Origin of the sequence: Agitococcus lubricus (genome assembly GCF_003051055.1) — a bacterium.
GTDB classification, from domain to species: domain Bacteria; phylum Pseudomonadota; class Gammaproteobacteria; order Pseudomonadales; family Moraxellaceae; genus Agitococcus; species Agitococcus lubricus.
Map to the genome: position 1 here is coordinate 231,146 of NZ_QAON01000004.1, position 18,378 is coordinate 249,523.

Sequence of the window (18,378 nt, forward strand, 5' to 3'; positions counted from 1 at the left end):
TTGATTTCGAGGCTGTTCAATCAACGAAACGTGCCCCTGAGCGAAGTCGATGGGGTATTTTAAACCGAAGACTCCTGTTAAAACCCCTCAACCATCGGTAAGCCTGCTGCTTTCGCCGCGCGCGTGCCACCTGTCAAAATCACGACAGAGCGTTGACTGTCTAAACTTGCAATCAATTGAGCGGCTCTACCTGCTTTTGTCCCACCACCACAGAGTACATAAATGGTCTGTTCGCTAGGAACAGTTTGCAAAACAGTCCGATTAATACTGTCTAAGGCTTGATGTTGTGCAGGTTGCCAGTGCCCTTCGGCATAGGCGTTAGCATCACGCACATCCCAAATAATATCATTGGGGCGTGGTTGAAAATCGGTAATCGGTGACTCTCGAATCATTGTAAACCATCGTCAAATACCATGATGCGCTGTACCGTTTTAGCGACATATTGACCAAACCATTCGGCGGTTTTTAGGTCCCCTATAGGCGGTGTCACCTCAACAGGTGCGCTGTCAGATTGTGCCATCAATCCAATATAACTGCCCATACGGTTCATGTCTTCAGGCTGTGTGCCTGTGGGCATCAACGGCATACCGACCCATAACATGCCATGCTGCATGGCAAAGAGTTGGATTTGTTGTAACACTGCGAGCTTATCGCCACTCAAGCCGCCTGAATTCGTGAAGCCTGCGGCTAACTTTCCTTGCCAGCCTTGCGTCAACCAGACTTTAGAACTGGCATCCATAAACGCTTTGAAGGGAGCAGAAATACTGCCCATGTAGGTTGGGCAGCCCATGATAATGGCATCCGCATCGGCCAATAGTTGCCAATCTAACTGGTCTACAGACATCAAATAGGCATCAACATCGGCGATTTGTGCCACTCCTAAGGCGATAAACTCCGCTAATTTGGCGGTATGGCCATAAGCGCTGTGATAAACAATTGCGATATTCTTTGCCATAATCTTGCTCTATAGGCGCGTATTTACGCTAACCAAATGACTGAGGCCATACGGCCAGTGATTTGGTCGCGGCGATACGAAAAAAATCTATCTTGGTCAGTGACGGTACATAACCCCCCGCCACTAATCATACCAATACCTGCCTTCATGAGTCGCTGTCGTGCTAACTCATAGATATCTGCTAAATATTTGCCATTCGCTTGGGCAACAAACGCACTGGCAGCCATTTTATCGGCTTTCACAAAAACATCTCGCACGTCGGCACCCACTTCAAAGGTATTTGCACCAATGGCAGGGCCGAGCCAGCACATGACTTCCGCAGGGGTGGTGAATCTTGCCAGTGTATTTTCCAAAATACCATTAGACAAACCGCGCCAACCTGCATGTGCTACTGCAACACGATTGCCATTTTGGTCACAAAAAAAGACGGGCAAACAATCGGCTGTCATCACTACACACGGCAAACCACGGTGTGTGGTTGTCACTGCATCGGCTTCAGGAACGGTTTGCGCACGACGCTTCGGTTCACTAAAGGCATCTACCACGTCTGTACCATGTACCTGCTGTAGCCATTGTGGGGGACCACAGGGTGCAATTTCGTTGAGCGCACACAATAATTTGCGACGATTTTCTACAACCGTACTTGCCACATCACCCACATGAAACGCCAAATTAAAACTGTCATAGGGTGTTGTACTATGTCCGCCAGCACGGGTGGTGACAATTGCACGTACATTGGCAGGTGCAGGCCAATCGGGCATTAAAAACGAGTCGGCTAAACTCATAGACAGCCTTCCTTAGAACGACAATAGATGACAAGCTATTGACCAAATCAGGGTCAGATTTTAGGAGCATGATGCTCCTACGGTTTCACTACCTTACCACGAACTTCAAAACGAATGTCAGCACGTGTCTGACCAGAATGTGTTTTCAGTTGCAAATGATAGTGCCCACGTTGGGGTTGCCAAGCATAATCTTGCTCTGCTTGAGCCAAATACTGGTCATTTAACCAAAACGCTAAATGCTCCCCCCCGACGTGTGCCTTAAAAAACACTTTTTGACGGGCGACAGGCATATCGGGGTCAAGGGCGATGATAGTACCATGTGCAGGATAGATTATTTGTGGAATTGTGTCTGCTTGATAACTAATTTGTTGTTGGCCAGTCCCTTCAAGAAACCATTCAAGATAACTTGGCTGATTAAACCCTGTAAACTGGACTTGCATCTGTTGTAGCGTGGCGGGCGCAACCGGTGCGGGCATTGCCATTTGGTCCTGATGCAAATAATGCATAATGTCAAACCAAATGGGGGCAGCGCCCGTAATCCCTGACACATCACGCATTGGTAAACCCTGCATATTGCCCACCCATACCGCAACGGTATAGGTTTGAGAAAAGCCTATACACCAGTTATCACGCATATCTTTGCTGGTACCCGTTTTGACCGCTGTCCAAAAAGGAGTGGCCAAGGGATTTTCAAAACCAAAACTTAAACTGCGCGCTTGGCGGTCACTTAAAATATCACTGACAATAAAACTACTCCCCGACGACCATAACGGCGCTGTGGGGACTGGCGTATCGTGTGGCAATGTCAGAAATAAGGGGTTACGCTGCCCTGCATTGGCTAAGGTGCGATAAGCATTCGCTAATTGCCATAAACTCACATCTGACCCGCCTAAGGCTAAGGCATTGCCATAATAGTCGGGTTGTTGCTCAAGACTAAAGCCTAAGTCTTTTAATAATTGCCAAAAACTAGTCAAACCTACTTGCTGAAGCGTTAACACCGCGGGCACGTTTAACGAACTGGCTAATGCAGTTCTCACCGTCACTGCGCCCTTAAAATCTTTTTCGTAGTTTTGTGGCACGTATAAACCTAATTCGGTACTGATGTTGACAGGCTTATCGTCCAAGACAGAGGCGGCTGTTAAGCGTTGCTGGTCGATGGCTAAGGTATATAAAAATGGCTTTAAGGTAGAACCAGCTTGCCTTAAGGCTTGTACACCATCTACCCATTGACTTTCTTGGTCTAAACCACTGTTGGCCACATACGCCAATACCTCACCTGTGGCATTATGAATCACCAACACAGCACCTGCATTGGCTTGTTGGTGCACTAAACTGCGGAGTTGACTCACTAAGGTCTGATAAGCAAACTGTTGTAATGACGCATCTAGGCTGGTGCGTAGGTCTTGATGGGCTTCTGATAACAAACGAGCGGCCAAACTGTCGATATCGGGTTGCATGGCAAACGGTAGTTGTCGGCGGTGCAATTGAGTTTCTACCAACAAACGCATGCGCGTACAGTCTGCCGTAAAACCCGCTTGGGCTAATTGACAAACACGTTGTTTAAGACGGGCATAATTGGCATTAGGTGCCGCCAATAAGGCGACCAAAACCAGACTCTCATCACGGTCTAAACCACGCGGCCATTTATCAAATAAGGCTAAACTGGCGACACTCACGCCCTGTAAATCACCACGCCAAATCACTAGGTTGAGATAGGCTTCCAATATTTGTGCTTTTGTCCATTGCCGCTCTAGTTGTTTAGCTGCCCAAATTTGCTGCCATTTTTTACTGACTGTACGTCCACCGCTTTGCCAACTCAGCGTGTTATCTAACAGAGCAACCAGTTGCATACTTATCGTACTGGCGCCACGGGCTTTTTGCCCCGTTAAATAACTGATCGCCGAACGACTCACCGCGCCCCAATCGACACCATGATGCTGATAAAAATCTCTGTCTTCAACAAATAATAAGGCATCGATTAACGCGGGTGACACGTCGTCTAAGGCTGTCCACTCAAAGCGATGTTGTTGTTTATTGAGACGTTGATAACTTAATACGTGGCCATGTCGGTCTAATAAACGGGCATAAGAAGATTGCCATTGTTGTTTGACTTGTTCAAAACGGGGGAGTTGGGCGGCCTGAACGATTTGACAAGCAATCGTCAAAAGTAACACTAACAGCCAACGCATACTAAAGCGCAGCCTCTAGAAAAAATCGATAATTAAAATCATCTAGCATATCGCCCTCATGAGGACGAAATGCGTGTAACTCTTTAAGACGCGCTTTACAACGCTCTAGTTTATTTAATTGATATAAGTTAATGGTAATCTCTGCGCGCTGCTGATGAGATTGACTCGCTATTGATGATGGCTGTATTTCACCTGTCCTAAAACTCACTTGAAAATAGTGATAAAACTGATAAGTTGGCTCATCAGGTTTTAATAAGCTCTCATCAAATTGTGCTAATTTCTCTGACTGACATACGTCACAACAAGAAAACAAGTTATCCCATACATAAGCCAATTGAGGAAAAGACTCTTTAGGACGAAAATGCTCTATGGTTTTTCGACTTTCTACCCCTAATGCCCCATCGCAAAAGGCACAATTATGTTGAGTCATGCTCATTAATTGTTCTTTAGCGCAACTAAAACACGTTTTGGAGTCACGCCATACAAATTTATAGGATGGACTCTCTTGCACTTTTGCCACATAGTCCGCATTCCATTGGTACTCTTTTTTTTGCCAACACTCAGGTGCAGCCATCCTTGTTAATTTACGCAAGGTCTATATCCTCATTCATTAAACGCGATAATTGTCTTAATTCACGTGCAACAATCGCCTTAACTTCTTCACCTTTATCAAACAACTTTGCTGCAATTGCTAATAATTGTGTTTTATCGGCAGGCTGTTTGTTATTCATATAAGATTGACGATACTGATAAAACTGATTTAAATCTTGCTCTATTTCTTCACCAAAATCTTTATCTATATCAAAAATTTCATTCAAAATTAATGCGTAACTTTTAGCAGGATTTGATTTAATGGCTTTAATTTCTGAAACTTTTTCGCCTTGTTCGGGGAGTTTATAAATCCACGCATCTTCTACCGAACCGACCACAAACGGCGAATGAGTAGAAGCAAAAATTTGGGCATTGGGTAGTAGTTTTTGTACCGCAGGCAAAATTCGGCGTTGCCATTTAGGATGTAAATGAATATCTATTTCATCTAAAAATAAAATAATATTTTGGTCAAAAATACTTCGTTGCTGTGCCCACGGAATACTATCTAAACGTACCGCTAAATCAGCCACCCAACTAATCACCGACTTTAAGCCATCAGGCAATACCTCAAAATCTAACACTCGATTATTAAGGCTAATTTTTACCGTTAACGGTGAGCGTTGAATCTTGAATTTAATCTCTAACTGACAAATATCAAAAATAAATTCTTCTATTTGTTTGACGGCATATTGATAGTTTTGTGCTGCTTGTTTGTCACCCTCCACTTCTGCCAATGCTGCCGAAGATAAACTGTTTAAAATCCATTGAGCGATTAAATTGGTATCGGTATTGCCTGTAAACGATAAGGCATTTTCAAAAGGTGATTTTTGGATATTTTCAATACTGTGGGTGCTGATATTTTCTAAAGTACGACGACCTGAATAGGCAAAAGCCATAATAGGGGCTAAACAAGTATCTATTAGTGATATATTTTGCTTTATATGATGATATAAACCTAATATTTTAGATTGTTCAAAATAATATTCTTTTACTAAATGTAATCTTACATCTGTCTTTTGATTAAAACGTATCAGCTCTTTATTAAAATTTATGTTAATAACAGCATAGTCATCTTGTCGAAAACGTTTAGCTAACAAATCGTTATCAGCTGGATATTTATCAAAAATACTTGCCAACGCATACAACAAGGTACTTTTGCCGCAACCATTTGCCCCTGTAAATAAATGAATTTCTGCCTTTTTTTGGTCAGCCTCAGTCGATTCAATGGGAGGAAAATCAATTTTCACCTCATCAAATACACCAATATTTTTTAAGGCAATCGACTCAATACGATATTCGGTCATGTTATCCACCAATAAAAAGAGGCAAACCATTGCTAGTTTGCCTCTTAGTTTATCGACTTAGTTAGCACCCATAAAGATGCAAACTATTATTCCCAAATCACTTTTTGTTTTTGGGCAACCCATTGCTCACCATGTTTTAAGTAGCGGTCTTCAATGATGTTACGTTTAATTTTCATGGTGGGGGTTAAGAAGCCATTTTCCATCGTCCATTGGTCTTTAACTACCACAATATAATCTAAGACTTCATGGTCTTCTAAGGTGCTATTGACACTCTTTAACAAGTCTTTGAATTCGTTAGTTAAGGTCTCTTTATCCAATTGACCGTTCGCTAACTCTTTAGTGGCATCTAAAGACAACATAAACAAGGCGAAGGGTTGTGGCTCACCCGACCCTGTCACACACACCACTTCGACTTTGGGGTGGTTATTGAGTTTGTTTTCAATCGGGACAGGTGCAACATATTTACCCTTACTGGTCTTAAATAACTCTTTAACCCGACCTGTAATGCGTAAACGACCTTTTTCATCAATTTCGCCACGGTCGCCTGTTTTGAAGTAGCCATCATCGGTCATTTCTTCCGCCATTTTGTCTGGCATTTTATAATAACCAATCATTTGTGCAGGGCTTTTGACCTGAATTTCACCGTTATCCGCAATACGCTGCAACACACCAGGGTTTACTGAACCCACGTAGCCGACACGCACTTCACCAGGTTTGCAAGCGTGTGAATAGGCAAAGTTTTCGGACATACCATACACATCCAATAACTCTAAACCTAAACTACGGTACCACTCAATAATCTGTGGTGGCAACGGCGCAGAACCTGTTAAGGCGACACGCACATGATTCATCCCTAACTGCGTTAAGACTTTTTTCTTGACGATTTTATTTAGGATAGGAATGTTAAATAACAGTTTTTGTTTTTTGGGCGGTAACTTCTCGTTGACGCCTAAATAGAACTTCGTCCATAAACGCGGTACAGAGAAGAAAATTGTCGGTTGAGCGCGTTGTAAATCTTTTTGGAAGGTCTCTAAACCTTCGGAGAAGAAGATATGGAAACCAAAGAATAAAGACATGGTTTCAACGGCGGCACGTTCGGCAACGTGTGCGAGTGGCAAATACGACAACATCCGTTCGTTGCTGGTAAAGCCCCAAATTTGCTCCATACCGCTGGTAATGACAATCATGGTGCGGAAGCTGTGTAACACACCTTTGGGTTTACCTGTACTGCCAGAGGTATAAACAATAGTCGCAATGTCGTCTAATTCGGGTAAAACGGGATTTTTGAGTGGTTCTGTCTTGCTAACAATATCATTCCATTGTGGTTGTGCCGACAGCTCTGGTGGCGATAGAGGTGCAGCAATAACGGGCAATCCTTGAGGAATAACCGTTTTAATTTCTTTCCAACCGTCTGCTTTACCGTCCATTTTGCCAACAATTAATAATTTGGCTTCGCTGTGCTCAAAAATATACTCAGCTGTTTCAGCATTTAATGTGGGATATAGCGGCACGGTCACATGGCCAGACATCCAAATCGCGAGGTCAGCCATAATCCAATGCGCGGAGTTGCGACCCAATAAGGCGATATTACTTTTAGGTGGTAAATTCAGGGTTTGGATATAGTTCGCAATACGACGAACTTCATCACCTACTTGTTGCCATGTGTAGTTTTTAACATCGCCATTACCAAAAGGTTGGGTTAAATAAATGGCACTGGGGCTTTTCTTTTCCCAATACAACAAACAATGTAGTAGGGTCTTTTTTTCTGCGTTGGCCATTACCATTCTATAGTTCCTCTATATATGCCACACTTTACCGTAGGTGGCTGTCTTGGGGATGTCCCTGACTGGGTAGCACTTTTATATTGAGCGTTTGTGGACTCAACATGTGAGTAGGCCTGCCACACTAAGGGTAGCTTAGCTGCCATATCCACCGTTCATAACGGTCTTATGCCGACTAAACACACCAAGTTCAAACCTGTGCGTACATGCTACTTGCTAACGATGTTGAAGAACAAAATGCCTAAGTGCTACGTTTAGGGACTGATAATTCGTAAAAATTAGGACGGTGAAAGACTATCATTGCTGACGACTTCCGAAAAGAGTTAATCGTTAAGCGAATATGTCGTAATCTTGTATTTTGTCTACTCAAGCCTACCTCAGCGCGTGCATAGCCCGTACCATGACGGGCGATGATTGCACTATGGCTTCACTTCAATATCTGCATTTGGGCTTAAACCAAAGACATCTTCGGCATACATCGCTTCTACTCGTGTTGCAGGGAGCTTAAAAACACCTGCTTGGTTAAAGCGAACGACATAACTGCTTTGCCATGTCGCTTTATACGGCAAATATTGATAATAAGCACGGTAAGCATCTGCGGCATATTCCACATATACAGGCCACCAATCATTCGCACTATTATTAAGAAGCTGGCTATCGCGTTTCAAACCGCGCCCCAATAACGTTGCGCCCGCAGGAATGGGGTCATTGACCACCACCCAGCCCATATCTTGACCTGCATCCATGCGTAATTCTACACGCGCCACATCCCCTACATGCCACTCCCCTTTCACTTTTTGGGTGACAGGTACTAGGTTTTTTTGGATGCTATAGCCACGATTCATGGCTTGTGTAATCGGGATTCGGGCTGCCGTTGAGACTCTTAACCACGGTTTGCCCTGTCCTTCATGTGTCACGGTCAAGTTTGTGTTGTTGGTTGGCCAATCAAATACCACGGCTGAGGCTTTCGCTTGTTGGGCTTGTTGTTGCAAGACATCATTTGCTTGGCTGATAGGCCATTGATAGCGTTGTTGCTGTGCGGCTAAGGTCAGTTGTGTTTGACCAGTTATCACCTCGCTCGTTTCATTAAACCGTGTCAACACAAACCCAGCCCATAAATTGGCTTGTGTGCTATACCAATGCCCTTGTTGCTGCTGACGCACCAAACCGCGAACTAACAAGGGAAGCTCTTGTTGCCACTGAGCTTGATTGAGTATGGCTAAAATTAAACGGGCTTGTAAGAGACTCTGACTGTCATACCACCACCAACGCGCACGGTCATTTTCTAAGATGGCATACGTGCCACCCATTTGTTTGATTTTACTACGCAATAAATTTTCGACCTCGGCCAAACGCTCTTTGCGTTGGCTCAAATTAGGCGCATGTTGTAGTAACTCCAAATAATCTATCAGCAAGTGGGTTGGCCATTTTTTTGGCTCCAAACGCAAATTATCTAACATAGTTGGCTTGAATGTGCCATATTGCGCCAAGATACTTGCGACTTCTAATTGTCGTTGTATGCCGTCAAATTGAGGCTCAAATATCCAGTGCTTATAAAGCTCATTGGCCAACTTTCCCTGTACATAGGCTTGTAAAGCGGTGAGCATTTTTTGTCGACTATCGACGGGAATTGGCCAGTTTAAGGCTTTCGCAACACGTAAAATATGTGCTGTTAAAAAGGGAGAACCCGCACTTTCATACTGTGTAGCGTAAAACTGAGCCAAGCCATCACGGTCTAAATACGTGGGTAAATCGGCCATGAGTGAGTCCCATAAAGCACGGTCTTGTAAACCTGCGGCTTTGGTGGTCTTTTGTTCTAAACAGCCATAAGGATACTGCTTAAACCATGCTTTAATCGGTTCTAACGTGCCACCTAAGCTGGCTTGTAAATCGACTTGTACTTCGCCACCTGTCAAGGCGTTGGCAGGTAACGGTGCGATAGGCATAGTCCGTGTGTTCTCGTTGACTTGGGTAAGACTCGCTTGTAACACTTGTAACGGAATTGCAGGCAAGACGGTTTGGCTTACAAGCACGTTGTCTTGATAGGCTTGACCCTGTGCGCTTGCTTTCCAATCAATACGCGTTTGACCTTGTGGGACAGTGACAGGCACAGTGACTAATTGTGAGCTATTGGCTGCGAGGGTCAGTGTGTGTTGCGTTGGCTGTGCTATGCCCGTTTGTTGTAGCATCAGGGTCACAGTTTGTACTTGTTCGGTACTATTACGCACAGTCCATTCGGCTTGATACTGGTCTCCCTCACGCACGACCGTTGGCAAGCCACTCACCACTTGCAATTCTTGACGACTGTTAATGCTATGGCTGCCTGTACCAAACTGCTCCTTGCTACTGGCAATCGCGATAATTTTGAAACGGGTTAGCGCATCATTGAGTGGCACAGTAAATTGCACACGCCCCTGTGTATCCACTGCTTTGCTGGCTTGCCATAGTAATAAGGTGTCAAATAATTCACGCGTTGCGCCACCGCGTCCACCACCCCCACCCGACGGCAAGGCTTTTTTACCAAAATGACGTTTGCCTACCACTTGCAGTTGATTGGTGGCTGTTTCCATGCCATACGCCCGTTCTAACATCATCGTTGGCAATACCTCCCATGTGTCATTATCGGCGAGCTCCAATAAGGCTTCATCAACCACGGCTAAGGTCACTTCGGTATTCGCAGGCAAACTTTGACGACCTTTAGCCGCTAGAACTTGTACGCTGACCTGTGCTTGCTCACGCGGGCGATATTGATTTTTATCGCTACTGACTTGTACGCCCAGTTGATATGGCTGCCAATCGACCTTGAGTGCGGCAATCCCCAACTTAAAGGCGGGTTTCCCTAAATCGACCAATGCGGTTGGCTGCACTTCTTGATTACGACCACGAATCACTAAGGCAGATACGTAGACGTTCGGGGCATACTCGCCTTTGATAGGCACGCTAATTATCGGGTCTTTACCTGCTAAGGTGGTGACAAAGCTGTCTATCACGCCATCACGCTCTACCGCTACCAACGCCGTTGCCTCACGAAAGGGCATGCGCACTTGTAAACGCGCCGTGTCACCTGTTTGATAGACTTTTTGGTCGGGTAAGATATCAATACGGTCATCATTGCCTTGGTCAAACCACCAATCGTCATCCCCACCCACCCACACACTGGTACTTGTACTGAGTTGACGGCCTTGATTGTCGGTTGCAGTCGTCACAATTTGCACTTCACCTGATTTTTTTAGGGGTAGACGACAGGTCAATCGGCCTTGAGCATTGGTTTGTTGGCCACAGTTTAGCGGCAAGTCTTGTTCGACCCGTTGCGTGTCATAGGCATAATACCCTCCAATCGTGCGTTTACGATGGCTTTCATAACGGATTTGTTTAGCCGTAATCTGTAAGGGTGTATGGGGAACCAACTGTTGTTGGGCGTTGACACTGACAAACTCTAGCTCTATGGGTTTATCGTCGCCCAACCATGTCGATAGGGCTTTCGTGCCAATAATCACCGAGGCTGGCCACACTTGACTGCTAGCGCCAACGGTTTGTGTCTCACCACTGGGGTCACGGAACTCCATTTCCAAGCGGGCAGTATGCACTTGGTCAATGGCAGGGAGGGGTATCTGAGTTTGTAAATTGCCTGTGGCATCTAAACGTAACCGTTGCTCCGTTAAGGCTGACTCACTGTCTGCTGTTTCTGCATCATTGGCGGCTTTAGGTTTAAGCGAAATACTGTCAAAACTATAGTCTTCAAACTTATCAAACTGCACTGCCCCATATTCTAAACGACCACGCACCGTGACAGGCGCATCGCTATACCCCCCGCCATTCAAATAACGCAATTGAAGCTGCATCGGAAACTGTGGATTTGTTTTATCGACGAGGGTGTTGGGCTGTACGCCCAAATTAGCTTTGAGTACCGGCAATCTAAAAGCAGCCACCTTAAAACAACTGGTGTACAAGTTGCGGTCATCCTGTAATACCAAACGTGTACAGTATTCACCCAATTTCGCCTGTTTAGGAATCTGCCATTGGCTTTCACCGTTACCAATCGTGTTGAGCTGCGTTGTCAGCTCATAACTATCGCCACTGCCTGCATGCTCGACAACAACTTTTTTAATTTTCAGCTCTTTAGACGGGGCACTGAGTCCGACTAATTTAGCCATCCGTACCAAATGTTGCATGTGTACGGTTTCGCCCACACGCAATAAACTGCGGTCAACAATCGTATGTGCCACATAATCGCCAGTTGTTTTGCTGCTACCATAATATTCATCGCTATTGGCATCGTCATAATAGCCTGTCGCACTTAAATTATAGCGCCATGTTTCTATGCCGTTATTCCATTGCGGCAACACAAAACTACGATCATTGCCTTTTTGTGCCAAGACTACAAAAGACGAATATTGGCAGGCTGTTTTTTTGCCCTCGGGATTGTCTGGCTCTTTGAAAATATCTTTTTGAATTAAAACAATACCTTGTGCATTACTTTGGCCTGTCCACAACGATTTATTGTTCAAACAATCCCACACACTGACCGTTGCGTCGGCGACAGGCTGTCCTTTTGCCAAGTCTGTCACCCACACCAAACTCCCCACTCGCCCCATTTGCAAGTGCACCCCCAAATTGGTGACTAGGCTCATACTATGGACAAACGCGGGTTGTGGCTTTTGACTAATCCACTCCCCTAAATAACGACTTTCTACTTCATGGATATATAAGCCCTGCGTGACAGGAATACCAATGACTTCAAACTCACGCGCCGTTAACTGTTTAGGTAATGGCTGTACCGTCACCCCCGCTTGTTTAGCAATCAAGGGTTTATCTAACAGGCCATAATTACCATGACTCTGATACATTTTAAGGGCATTAACAAACGACTGGTCATCATTCGCAATTTTCAGGCTATACAGTTTGGCTTCAGTTTTGGCACTGACACTCGGCTCTAAATTACGCACCGTGACGGGAACTGCGCCGACGGCACTCTCAACCACGCCAAAATCTGCCGCAAATTTAGCTAATGGAGGATACCCACCTGTTTTGACGGATAAAGGAAAGTTTTTGGCATTACTGAGTGGCCGACCATAACTGTCATAAATACCACTGGGTAAACTTAATAAAAAAGCAGACTCAGCAGGAAACGGCGCACTAAAACGCACATAATCGCTGTCTTCGTAGTCATCGCCATTATTGGGTTTAGGTGCCCATTGTTGAGTTGCACCCTGTAAACGAATCGCTTTGATTTTTTCGGCAGGAATCGGCTCTGAAAAACGTAACTCCATGTCTGTTAAGGGAACACACGGGGCTTTGGCCTGCTGACGTGGGCAATTAAAACTGACGGTAAACGGTTCACGTACCTTAAACGCTAAAACCTGATTAGCAAGGCGTTTTTGGCCTGTCGTCGTCGCCGTATGCTTACCCCACACCAAACGCACCTCTGCACCTGCCACCAACCGACGGCCACAGGTCAAGGCACGCCACTCTTTGACTACATCTTGCTTTTCGCTTTTACTGGCTTGGTCATAATAATTATCGCCTTTTTGACCTCGCCACCAGTCCCATAACACACTGTCTTGTTTGGCTAACCATGCACTGGTTTCTTGCGGAGTCAAAAACTTAGCATAGAGTTTTTCGGGCGATTGACTGGTGAGACAATAGACGTGTTGTGGCAAAGTTTTGGGGTCGGTCGTCTTATCTAGTTTCACTAAAAAAACTTGGTCATCGACAATTTCTTGATAATGGCGTGGCCACGAATCAATGATACTGACATTCGTAGGGCTAGAACGTTCATAGCCAAAACTAATATCGTCGGTTTTGAATTGATATAACGGATACGCACGTAACCACTTACCTTGTACACTTTTGAGACCACTGACTAAGGTAAAGCGGCATTCTATACCTACGGGTAAATCGCTAAAATCATAGACCCATGTTTTGGTGTCTAACCACCGACCTTTGCCATAGTCTTTACAATTAGGGCTGACCAGAAAAGGATTACGGACATTAACATCACCAAGACGCACCATGGCATCAGAGAAGCGAGCACGAGCCTGCAACACCGTACCCACCTCGCCTTGTGGACTAAAACTCGTTAAGGCCACCGTTTGACCTGAAGCCTGTAACGCCGTCATTTTTGCTGACGCTAACACCTCCCCCACCGACAAGGCCCATACACTTTGTGATAAACAAAAAATAATACTCAGACAAAATCCTATTACATAATGCCACATAGCTGCTCCTAACCTTGTCTATCACATCTGCGTTGTTGAGGGAAAATCTTGACCACCCAGTATACGCGCTTCGCCTCAGTTGACAGAATAGCCTAACGCATGTTTGACTCTGACTATCGCTAAAAGACGGACAATTAATAATAATCCTGTGAGCCTGCCTATGTCCTTAGAACTATTAACCTATCATTTTTTATTAGATGACTTGCTCAATCGTTGGCAACCCACATTGGGTAAAGAGTATGTAGCTTATAAAAACCACTGCTATCGGGTGTTAAATTTTTATCGTGCCTTGGTAGGCGACAATACCGAAGCGATTGATAAAGCAGCAATTGCGGTGGCATTTCATGATTTGGGAATTTGGACAGACCAAAGTCTAGATTATTTAGCCCCTTCTGCACGCTTAGCACGCCATTACCTACATGAGGCGCAAAAAAGTGCATGGGAATCGGATGTGTTGGCGATGATAACGCTACACCATAAAATTTGGCCGTATAGTCACAACCCCTTAGTCGATGCCTTTCGTAAAGCCGACTGGTTAGATGTGAGTTTGGGACAATTGCCGATGGGTTTGTCAAAGAGCTTCATCCGTCGCGTTAAGCAAACGTGGCCAAACGCAGGCTTTCATGTCTTTTTGGCGAAACAATCTGTTAGGCACACCTTACGTCACCCATTCAAACCATTGCCCATGTTTAGGTGGTGATTATTTTACGGCTTGCGCATGCGTGTCTGGCGATGAGGTTGACAGGTGCTGTTCATCATCCGCCAACACGACCTCATAAAAACCACAGCGTTGACAAATTTTGGAACTACCACGCGTGGCATGATTATGATACTTCACCCCATCAATGAGCTGATGGCCAAATACTTTACACAACAACTTGTTTATCTTTTCTTGACGACGACTCATCATCAACCCCAATCAACGGATTATACGCCTTCACTGGCCTCAATACCGACATAGACCTTAAGGCCACCCAGCAGGCAGTTATGTATACCTGACAAAAGTGACATTCAGATGATACTGGCTTAGCCAGCGGCAAGATGGCATTAGAGTATGGAGCAATTGGGTAGAGCCAAATCTAAACTTGAAAAACATGTGATACACATCACACTTTAGTCAGCAAACATTCGAGTGTGTGGTGAGGTACCGTGTTGAAGGGCAATCGCCCTTCGTCGCTAGAGAACTTAGGAGGTTTTGACATCCTGATTCAGACATGCCAATAAATCAATAAGGTCTTGGGGTAAAGGTGATTCAAAGCTCATCTGCTCACCCGTGTCAGGGTGGACTAAACTTAAACGACGTGCATGTAAGGCCTGACGTGGAAATTGTTGTAAGGCACTCACTAATTCAGGACTTGCTCCTTTAGGCAAACGTGGACGACCTGCATAAACAGGGTCGCCCAACAAGGGGTAGCCTTTGTGAGCAAAATGTACCCGAATTTGATGGGTACGACCTGTTTCTAGCTCAACACGGACATGCGTATGACTACGATAACGCTTAATGACACGATAATGTGTGACCGCAGGTTTGCCGCCATTTAAGACCGCCATTTTTACCCGTTCATGCGGGTGACGGGCAATCGGCGCATCAATCGTGCCACCACTAACTAGTAAGCCTTGGACAACGGCTTCGTATTCGCGATAGACATTTTTTTCACTTAACTCTGCAACTAAATAGGTTTGCGCAGGCAAGGTTTTGGCTACCACCAGTAATCCACTCGTATCCTTATCGATACGATGCACCAAGCCTGCACGCGGAATATTTTTGAGGTCAGGGCAATGGTGTAACAAGGCATTTAATAACGTACCATCTGGATTGCCTGCACCAGGATGAACCACCAAACCCGCAGGTTTATCTAACACTAAAATATGGTCATCTTCATATAAGATATTGAGTGGCATCTCTTGGGCTTGGGCTTCGGTCTCAACCTCTAAGACGACTTGTAAGGTGAGATATTCCCCGCCAACAATACGGTCTTTGGGGCGTAGCACTTTGCCATCCACCAATAAATGCCCTTGTTGAATCCATTCTTTGAGTCGCTCACGCGAATAATCACTAAATAAACGGGCAGCCGCTTGGTCTAAACGTGCGCCGCCTAAATCGGCAGGAATCATTACTGTCAAAAAATCAGTATTTTCAGAAGAACTCTGTTGTAATTGCGTAGTCATATTTGGCGAGCGTATCAGAAGAGCTTAATATAGCGGACTTAGTAGAAGACTCAGGCTGGTTTAATCGCCGAGCATCTAAGCCTATCACGCCAAAACCTCCGTTGGGAGATTTTAACAGGGCGTAGTTTACACGGTTTGAGGATAAATATGCGTTTGCTTTCTCTTTTTGCACTGACTTTATGTGTTGCTGCCTGTAGTACCACGCCTGACACTAAAGGCATTTTATCCGAACAAGGTTATTATGAAGCGGCTCAAAAATCCTTAAAATACGGAAATTTTGAAAACGCCAGTAAACACTTAGAGGCCTTAGAATCGCACTATCCTGTTGGGGTTTATACCGAACAAGCGCAACTGGATATTATCTATGCCCGTTATAAACACTTGGACTATCCTGGCGCCGTCGTCGCTGCGGAGCGTTTTATCCGTCTACATCCCTTAAACCCACAAATCGACTATGCCTATTACTTACGGGCATTAGCTAACTTTGAAGCCGACAAAGATGCTTTTTTGCGTTTTATTCCACTCAATACTGCGCACCGCGACCTCAACAGCTCACGTTTAGCCTTTGATAATTTCAACGAATTAGTCCGTCGTTTTCCCAATAGTGCTTATGCGCCCGATGCTCGCCAGCACATGATTTATATTCGTAATCAAATGGCAGAAAACGAGCTCCATGCGGGTCGTTATTATCTCAAACGTAAAACCTATGTTGCTGCACTCAATCGAGCGCGCTGGGTTGTAGAAAATTACCCGCAAACGCCGCAAACGCCAGAAGCCTTAGCCATGATTGTCCATTGTTATCAACAATTAGGGATGACCGACTTAGCCAACCAACAATTAGCCTTACTCAAAACGAATTATCCTGACTATGTGGATACGCAAAACCAAGTCAAATTAGATTTAGGCGCACAAAATGAGGAGCGCTCTTGGCTGAATATGGTCAGTTTTAATTTGCTTGATAAAAAACTGACTACTTCGCCCAAAACAGGTGATGTACCCCCTCCCAAAGCGGCTCAATAGATTATTCAGATGGGTTTCGGCTGCGCTCAATCAGCACAACGCCTGCTCCCTGAGCGGAGTCGAAGGGATATTTATAGACTCTAATAGGACGATAACCATGGCCGAGCAACTGACAATTAAGATTCAGCAAACCAGCGACTATAAATTTGAAGTGGATTTTGGTGCTGCCCTCAGCCCTATAATGGCTGATTTGCCACCGCCTTTAGGTGAAGGTTCTGCACCTTCGCCTGAGCATTTGTTATTAGCCGCAGTGGCCAATTGCTTATCGGCCAGTTTGTTGTTTGCACTACGCAAATTTAAGCAAAATGCCGAGAATATTCAGACAACCATTAGTTGTACGGTTGATCGTAATGAGCAAAAACGCTTACGCGTGACGCACATTAATGCCAACATTAATTTAGGTAAAGCGGCTGCCGAATTTGAGCATTTAGAGCGGATTTTGGCGCAGTTTGAAGATTTTTGTACCGTGTCGCAAAGTGTGCAAGCAGGTATTCCTTTGCAAATTAATGTGTTTGATGGTGATGGGGTGGTTTTGAAATGACCACTCCCCTCTCCTCCGCCCAACAACTGATTAAATCTGCCAAATCGGTATTATTTATTACAGGTGCAGGTTTATCGGCTGATTCAGGATTACCGACCTATCGCGGTGTGGGGGGATTGTATGAAGGTCAACGTACAGACGAAGGCTATGCTATCGAAACTGCATTAAGTGCATCGATGTTTCGCCGTCACCCTGAGATTACATGGAAATATTTGTGGCAAATTGGCTCAGCGTGTTATCAAGCTAAGTTTAATCAAGGCCATACAATTATTGCCGAGATCGAAAAAAACAAACCAAATACATGGGTATTAACGCAAAATATTGATGGCTTTCATCATCAAGCAGGCAGCAAAAACCTCATCGAAATTCATGGCCGTGCTGAACGTTTATATTGTCTCGATTGTGATTTTCAGAGTACGGCTGAACAACTTTTGGCTAACTACCAACAAACTATCAACCTACCACCACAGTGCCCTCAGTGCGGCGGTTTAATACGACCTGATGTGGTGTTGTTTGAAGAAATGTTACCCGAAAAAGCCCTCTCTCAACTCTATCAATTGTTAGAAACCATGCCTTTTGATATGGTTGTGGTGGTGGGTACAAGTGCTCAATTTCCTTATATTCAACAACCTGTTGTTATTGCAAAACAATTAGCTATTCCTGTTATTGAGATTAATCCTATTGATAGTGAGCTATCACATTTGGCGACTTATCATTTGCGTGGCGGTGCAGCAGAAATGCTGACTAAGTTGTGGAAAATGGCATAGCGAGCATAAGCATGGGTTGAGAAACTAAACCCACGGTAATGAAATGCTCATGGTGGGT

14 protein-coding genes are annotated in these 18,378 nt (G+C 44.8%); 4 read left to right on the forward strand and 10 right to left on the reverse strand.

Annotated features, from left to right (window positions below):
* Positions 1–77 precede the first annotated feature (77 nt).
* The 8 genes from C8N29_RS06075 to C8N29_RS06110 form a co-directional block, all read right to left on the reverse strand.
* Positions 78–392: a rhodanese-like domain-containing protein gene (locus C8N29_RS06075; protein WP_107865149.1), complete on the reverse strand. Its 315-nt coding sequence runs from the start codon at positions 390–392 to the stop codon at positions 78–80.
* Positions 389–955 carry a flavodoxin family protein gene (locus C8N29_RS06080; protein WP_107865150.1) on the reverse strand — a complete coding sequence of 189 codons (567 nt, stop codon included), beginning with the start codon at positions 953–955 and terminating at the stop codon, positions 389–391. The genes C8N29_RS06075 and C8N29_RS06080 overlap by 4 nt, the downstream gene beginning before the upstream one ends.
* Before the next feature lie 23 nt (positions 956–978).
* Positions 979–1,740 (reverse strand): peptidoglycan editing factor PgeF, encoded by a 762-nt coding sequence (gene pgeF, locus C8N29_RS06085; protein WP_107865151.1) that lies wholly within the window; start codon positions 1,738–1,740, stop codon positions 979–981.
* Between the two features lie 77 nt (positions 1,741–1,817).
* Positions 1,818–3,929, reverse strand: coding sequence for a penicillin-binding protein 1C (pbpC, locus tag C8N29_RS06090; RefSeq protein ID WP_107865152.1), 2,112 nt, complete (start codon positions 3,927–3,929; stop codon positions 1,818–1,820).
* Between the two features lies 1 nt (position 3,930).
* A complete protein-coding gene (locus C8N29_RS06095) occupies positions 3,931–4,521 on the reverse strand; it encodes an HNH endonuclease family protein (protein WP_146164424.1) in 591 nt (196 codons plus the stop codon).
* On the reverse strand, positions 4,514–5,824 hold the full coding sequence (locus tag C8N29_RS06100; protein WP_170106906.1) for an AAA family ATPase: 1,311 nt from the start codon (positions 5,822–5,824) through the stop codon (positions 4,514–4,516). The genes C8N29_RS06095 and C8N29_RS06100 overlap by 8 nt, the downstream gene beginning before the upstream one ends.
* A gap of 86 nt (positions 5,825–5,910) precedes the next feature.
* Entirely contained in the window at positions 5,911–7,608 is a 1,698-nt protein-coding gene (locus C8N29_RS06105) for an AMP-binding protein (RefSeq protein WP_107865155.1), read from the reverse strand.
* 416 nt (positions 7,609–8,024) lie between these two features.
* Positions 8,025–13,823 (reverse strand): alpha-2-macroglobulin family protein, encoded by a 5,799-nt coding sequence (locus tag C8N29_RS06110; RefSeq protein ID WP_107865156.1) that lies wholly within the window; start codon positions 13,821–13,823, stop codon positions 8,025–8,027.
* Between the two features lie 160 nt (positions 13,824–13,983).
* Between C8N29_RS06110 and C8N29_RS06115 the strand changes: the two genes are divergently transcribed.
* On the forward strand, positions 13,984–14,523 hold the full coding sequence (locus tag C8N29_RS06115) for an HD domain-containing protein (RefSeq protein ID WP_107865157.1): 540 nt from the start codon (positions 13,984–13,986) through the stop codon (positions 14,521–14,523).
* Here the strand turns inward: C8N29_RS06115 and C8N29_RS06120 are convergent, their stop codons facing one another.
* Both C8N29_RS06120 and rluD read right to left on the reverse strand, forming a co-directional pair.
* Positions 14,524–14,733 (reverse strand): DUF1660 family phage protein, encoded by a 210-nt coding sequence (locus tag C8N29_RS06120; protein WP_107865158.1) that lies wholly within the window; start codon positions 14,731–14,733, stop codon positions 14,524–14,526.
* A gap of 275 nt (positions 14,734–15,008) precedes the next feature.
* Positions 15,009–15,992, reverse strand: a complete 984-nt coding sequence (rluD, locus tag C8N29_RS06125; protein WP_107865159.1) for a 23S rRNA pseudouridine(1911/1915/1917) synthase RluD — start codon at positions 15,990–15,992, stop codon at positions 15,009–15,011.
* Positions 15,993–16,139: 147 nt separating this feature from the next.
* On the opposite strand from rluD, the gene C8N29_RS06130 reads away from it, so the two are divergent.
* From C8N29_RS06130 to C8N29_RS06140, 3 genes are all read left to right on the forward strand, one after another.
* Entirely contained in the window at positions 16,140–17,012 is an 873-nt protein-coding gene (locus C8N29_RS06130) for an outer membrane protein assembly factor BamD (RefSeq protein ID WP_107865160.1), read from the forward strand.
* A 97-nt stretch (positions 17,013–17,109) separates the two neighbouring features.
* Entirely contained in the window at positions 17,110–17,553 is a 444-nt protein-coding gene (locus C8N29_RS06135; protein ID WP_170106907.1) for an OsmC family protein, read from the forward strand.
* Positions 17,550–18,320 (forward strand): SIR2 family NAD-dependent protein deacylase, encoded by a 771-nt coding sequence (locus C8N29_RS06140; protein ID WP_107865161.1) that lies wholly within the window; start codon positions 17,550–17,552, stop codon positions 18,318–18,320. Before C8N29_RS06135 ends, C8N29_RS06140 begins: the two co-directional genes overlap by 4 nt.
* The last annotated feature ends 58 nt before the right edge of the window (positions 18,321–18,378 follow it).

Bases quoted from the DNA above. Each gene is read 5' to 3' on its own strand.
- C8N29_RS06075 (WP_107865149.1), bottom strand. From the start codon at position 392: ATGATTCGAGAGTCACCGATTACCGATTTTCAACCACGCCCCAATGAT.
- C8N29_RS06080 (WP_107865150.1), bottom strand. From the start codon at position 955: ATGGCAAAGAATATCGCAATTGTTTATCACAGCGCTTATGGCCATACC.
- pgeF (WP_107865151.1), bottom strand. From the start codon at position 1,740: ATGAGTTTAGCCGACTCGTTTTTAATGCCCGATTGGCCTGCACCTGCC.
- pbpC (WP_107865152.1), bottom strand. From the start codon at position 3,929: ATGCGTTGGCTGTTAGTGTTACTTTTGACGATTGCTTGTCAAATCGTT.
- C8N29_RS06100 (WP_170106906.1), bottom strand. From the start codon at position 5,824: ATGACCGAATATCGTATTGAGTCGATTGCCTTAAAAAATATTGGTGTA.
- C8N29_RS06105 (WP_107865155.1), bottom strand. From the start codon at position 7,608: ATGGTAATGGCCAACGCAGAAAAAAAGACCCTACTACATTGTTTGTTG.
- C8N29_RS06110 (WP_107865156.1), bottom strand. From the start codon at position 13,823: ATGTGGCATTATGTAATAGGATTTTGTCTGAGTATTATTTTTTGTTTA.
- C8N29_RS06115 (WP_107865157.1), top strand. From the start codon at position 13,984: ATGTCCTTAGAACTATTAACCTATCATTTTTTATTAGATGACTTGCTC.
- C8N29_RS06120 (WP_107865158.1), bottom strand. From the start codon at position 14,733: ATGATGAGTCGTCGTCAAGAAAAGATAAACAAGTTGTTGTGTAAAGTA.
- rluD (WP_107865159.1), bottom strand. From the start codon at position 15,992: ATGACTACGCAATTACAACAGAGTTCTTCTGAAAATACTGATTTTTTG.
- C8N29_RS06130 (WP_107865160.1), top strand. From the start codon at position 16,140: ATGCGTTTGCTTTCTCTTTTTGCACTGACTTTATGTGTTGCTGCCTGT.
- C8N29_RS06135 (WP_170106907.1), top strand. From the start codon at position 17,110: ATGGCCGAGCAACTGACAATTAAGATTCAGCAAACCAGCGACTATAAA.
- C8N29_RS06140 (WP_107865161.1), top strand. From the start codon at position 17,550: ATGACCACTCCCCTCTCCTCCGCCCAACAACTGATTAAATCTGCCAAA.